This is a genomic window from Methylobacterium sp. WSM2598, from assembly GCF_000379105.1.
GTDB lineage: Bacteria > Pseudomonadota > Alphaproteobacteria > Rhizobiales > Beijerinckiaceae > Methylobacterium.
Map to the genome: position 1 here is coordinate 3,262,947 of NZ_KB900609.1, position 4,020 is coordinate 3,266,966.

Genomic DNA, 4,020 nt, shown 5'->3' on the forward strand with positions numbered 1-4,020 from the left:
TGCGCCCCTTCACCTCCCGGAGCGACGAGGCCCACAACTCCAGCGTCGCCTCGACCGAAGTCTCCGACGTCCATGATGCGCGAATCATGGCGACGCAAAGAGTCAGAACCTCGCCGAAAACGCAACTGTAATGCTAGTCCACAGGCTCACCCGCGAGCGGGAGTAGATCACCGACGCCGGCAACGACGTCGGCTAGAGTTCCCTTCTCGGGTGCGGCAGCGACCGCGAGCAGAAGAAGCAGCGCGAACACTCCAAAGACCAGGATCACCGTGAGGCGCTCGGCGCGCTGGCGCTGCGCGTGGATGACAGCGCATCCGAGCGTGAAGACGGCCGCCTCGGCGGCGGGGAGCAGTAGGGCGGCGGCCATGCCGCGGGCCTCCTCATAGAAGGGGCGCACCGAGAGCGGAGCGCCCAGGTCGAGTCGGGAAGTGAGACCAGTCACGAGGCACTGGCGCCGGCAGAGTGCCAAGCTCAATTAGATCGCGCATCATCTATTCGAATGTCTAACCGGTGATTGTTTCCGACCCGAACTCAGTTGTGCTTGCCCTCGTGCGCACGAGGACGGCCTATTCGCCGAAGCCCAGTTATCGAGGGACCCGCTTGGCGATCTTGGCGATGTGCGCCCGACTGCACCCGGCTGCCAGCATCGCGGTGATCCCGGCGTTGCGCTCGACGTTCTCGATCCGGCCCCGGTAGAGGCTCTGCGCCTTCGCACGTGCCTGCCCCCTGAGCCTGCCGGCGGCGCAGATCCCCGTAGTCCTTGCGACCGCCGCGAGCACGGATCGGCCGAACCGCTGTCGCCTCTCGAAGAGGCTCTGGAGCGGCTGCGCCGGGAGGTCGGTGCATAAAGCGAAGTGGCTAGAGGACCCGGCCAGCGAGGCGCCGGCGGTTGGCCCCGGAGGTGTGGACCCGCACATCGGCGTGCCACGGGCCTGCGTAGTTAATGTGCGGTGAATGCGTTCCTTCGGTTTTGCCCAGCAGTCCAGTCTCCGGGCTTGTCTTCGTTGTCGGCGAGACCAAAACAGGAGGCACTCCTATGCAGAAGCCCGTCCTACATCGGCATGCAGACGGAACAGCGCACTACTCGCATTGTTACGCTGAGTACGCCCCGAACTCGTACCGCTTTGCGTGGCAGGCACCTCGCCGCACAACCTCGGTTCACCGTCGTTTGAGAGCAGGGCTGACAGCATTTGCAGTTGCGGCGGCGGCGTTCTGGGCAACGATTTTGATCTCTCCGCCGAACTCTCAGGCTGAGGCCTCGGCCGACATCAGCATGCACGAAACCGCGCCCAGGAGCCGCATTTAGGCCGGTCCGGCCAACGACGCCTTCCGATGCCATCCTTCTCCTGAGCTTCGCCATCAGTGCAGTCCCGCTCCGGGCTCGACCAGCGGTGCTTGGATCCGCGCCACCACGCCCGCCGGCCCGGCATTCGCCTGGCCTATCGGATCGCCGTCCGCGCGTTTCGTAGGCTGAGCGCTGTCGCGTCAGAGAAGGCGCGGCTCAGCCCTTCCCACCACTCACCCCAACCCACCAAGCACTGTGGCAGACCCGGCGGCTTGGGCCGGTCAGGTCGGGGAACTGGGCGGGGCAGCGGGGCGACGTTGCCTCGTCGTGGCCCGCCTGGAGATCTTGGCGACGTGCGCCCGGCTACACCCGGCAGCCGCTTGGATCTGGGACCACGTCATCCCGGCCCCCAGCATCGCGGCGATCCCCGCGTTGCGCTCCATGTCCTCCACCCGGCCCCAGCAGAGGCCCTGAGCCTGCCGGCGGCGCCGGTCGTCATAGTCCTTGCGCGGCCCGCGGCGATACGGATCGGCAGAACCGCTGTCGCATCTCGAAGAGGCTCTGGAGCGGCTGCGCCGGGAGGTCGGTGCATGAAGCGGAGCGTCGAGCCGAACCGTCGCAAGGGCTGCCGTAACTGCAGGGCGGCGGTAATCGGCTCAGCTCGCACAAATTCGGTTCGGCAGGCTGAGGCACTTGGCGCCACCGGGATGCAAAGCCTAAGATTAGGTGCTTGCAGTGGAGAAGGCTCGAAGTTTGTTCCGGCCCGCGGAGGGTTCGATGCGCGTACTCGTGACTACCCTCGCGGTCATCTTAGCCAGTGCAAGGATGGCCGCAGCATTGGAGCGGATGCCCCGCATCTCCAAAGGCGCGTTCTATGACAGGGTACGCCCCATGATGATGGAGGGCGGATGGCAACCCGTGCCGATCCCCAAAGATCAGCAAGGGTGTGCACCCGGCAGAGAGAACGTGTGTGAGCACTACCCTGAGGCAGAGGCTTGTTCCGGCACGGGAATGGCATATTGTATCTTTGTATGGCGCAAGAACGAAGCACAGATGCGGGTGACAACAACCGGTGAGGAGCTAACAGACCTCGTTGTTTCGGATGTGAGCTGTGAGATATTCTGTCAGGCTCAGGGCGATGCGCTTACTGTGCCGCGATTTGATACTGAGGCTGCGTGCAGGAAAATAACAACAGGCTCGATTGGCTATATGCATTGCGTACAGAGGGAGCAAACCGCGTATGATTATCTAAGTATAGTGTGGCATAGATTGAACGAGAAAGCAGCTGATTACTGCGCGAAAGCTGCTGAAAGGCAGCCCACCCCCTACACGTGGTTAGAGGCATGCTTCACGGGGCAGATGCGGGGTCAGCAGATGGAGCGCGACCGATTAGGACCGGCGCCCGTTTTTCGGCCCTGACTTCGGACCCTCGACTACGGCATCACGCGCTTGGCGATCTCGGCGATGTGCGCCCGACTGCACCGCTGCTAGTGCATTGACGCAATCAGAAGATTCACAGGAGGCCTGAGCCATGCGAGTCTGGGGGCATGGCTCAGACTGTCTGTGTGATCCCGAGTGCCAATGACCTGGCGCGCCTGTCCGCCATCGTCACCGATCGGGCGCGGGCCCTCAAGCACATCCAGCGCGCCCGCATCGTCCTGCTCTCGGCCGAGCGTCTTTCCGTCCTGGACGTCGCCCGGCAGGCGGGGGTCAGCCGACCGGCGGTGTGGCGCTGGCAGCAGCGCTACGCCGAGGAGGGTGTCGAGGGTCTGCTGCGCGACAAGACCCGCCCGCCCGGCAAGCTGCCCCATTCCACCGACACCGTCGCCGAGGTGCTCGCCCTCACCTGCTCCGAGCCGCCCGGCGAGGTCACTCATTGGACAGGTCGCGCCCTGGCACAAGCCGTCGGGATCTCCCTGCGGTCGGTCCAGCGCATCTGGGACGCCCATCGCCTCCAGCCGCATCGGGTGCGCAGCTTCAAGCGCTCGAACGATCCTGCCTTCGCGGCGAAGGTCGAGGACATCGTCGGCCTCTCCATGGATCCACCGCGCCACGCTGTCGTGCTCTCGCTCGACGAGAAGAGCCAGATCCAGGCCCTGGAGCGCACCCGCCCGAGCCGAGGTGTGAAGCCGGGCCGCCCCGAGACCCAGACCCACGACTACGTCCGGCACGGCACCACGACGCTGTTTGCCGCGCTCGACGTGCTGGAGGGTACCGTGATCGGCCGCTGCATGCAGCGCCATCGCCACGACGAGTTCCTGCGCTTCCTCAACACCATCGAGGCGGCGGTGCCGGCCGGCAAGCTGATCCACGTGATCCTGGACAACTACGCTACCCACAAACACCCGAAGGTGCGAGCCTGGCTGGCCCGGCATCCGCGCTGGATCTTCCACTTCACCCCGACCTCGGCCTCATGGATGAACGCGGTCGAGGGCTTCTTCTCCGCCCTGACCCGGCGCAGGCTGAAACGGGGCAGCTTCAGCGGGATCGTCGATCTTCAGGCTGCGATCAACCGCTACATCTTCGAGCACAACGACAGCCCAAAGCCCTTCGTCTGGACCAAGCCGGCCGCCGCCATCCTCGACGCCGTCAATGGCAACGCTGCACCATCCGTTTGAGTCAGTGCACTTCTGTAACGGGCATTGGTGTCAATCCCTTCTGAGCGTCATCTCTTCGCCGGAGGCTTGCTTCTGTCCGCAGTCAGCGCAGGGCTGCTGCTTGATGATGTCTGCTGA

Annotated in this window: 2 protein-coding genes; one reads left to right on the forward strand and one right to left on the reverse strand. The window is 64.6% G+C overall.

The window, feature by feature from the left end:
* Nucleotides 1–133 precede the first annotated feature (133 nt).
* Nucleotides 134–367, reverse strand: coding sequence for a hypothetical protein (locus tag MET2598_RS0115445; RefSeq protein WP_026190744.1), 234 nt, complete (start codon nucleotides 365–367; stop codon nucleotides 134–136).
* Between the two features lie 2,465 nt (nucleotides 368–2,832).
* On the opposite strand from MET2598_RS0115445, the gene MET2598_RS0115460 reads away from it, so the two are divergent.
* Nucleotides 2,833–3,903: an IS630 family transposase gene (locus MET2598_RS0115460; protein WP_036270389.1), complete on the forward strand. Its 1,071-nt coding sequence runs from the start codon at nucleotides 2,833–2,835 to the stop codon at nucleotides 3,901–3,903.
* Nucleotides 3,904–4,020 lie beyond the last annotated feature (117 nt).

Coding starts and splice junctions, on each gene's coding strand:
- MET2598_RS0115445 (WP_026190744.1), bottom strand. CDS start 367: ATGGCCGCCGCCCTACTGCTCCCCGCCGCCGAGGCGGCCGTCTTCACG.
- MET2598_RS0115460 (WP_036270389.1), top strand. CDS start 2,833: ATGGCTCAGACTGTCTGTGTGATCCCGAGTGCCAATGACCTGGCGCGC.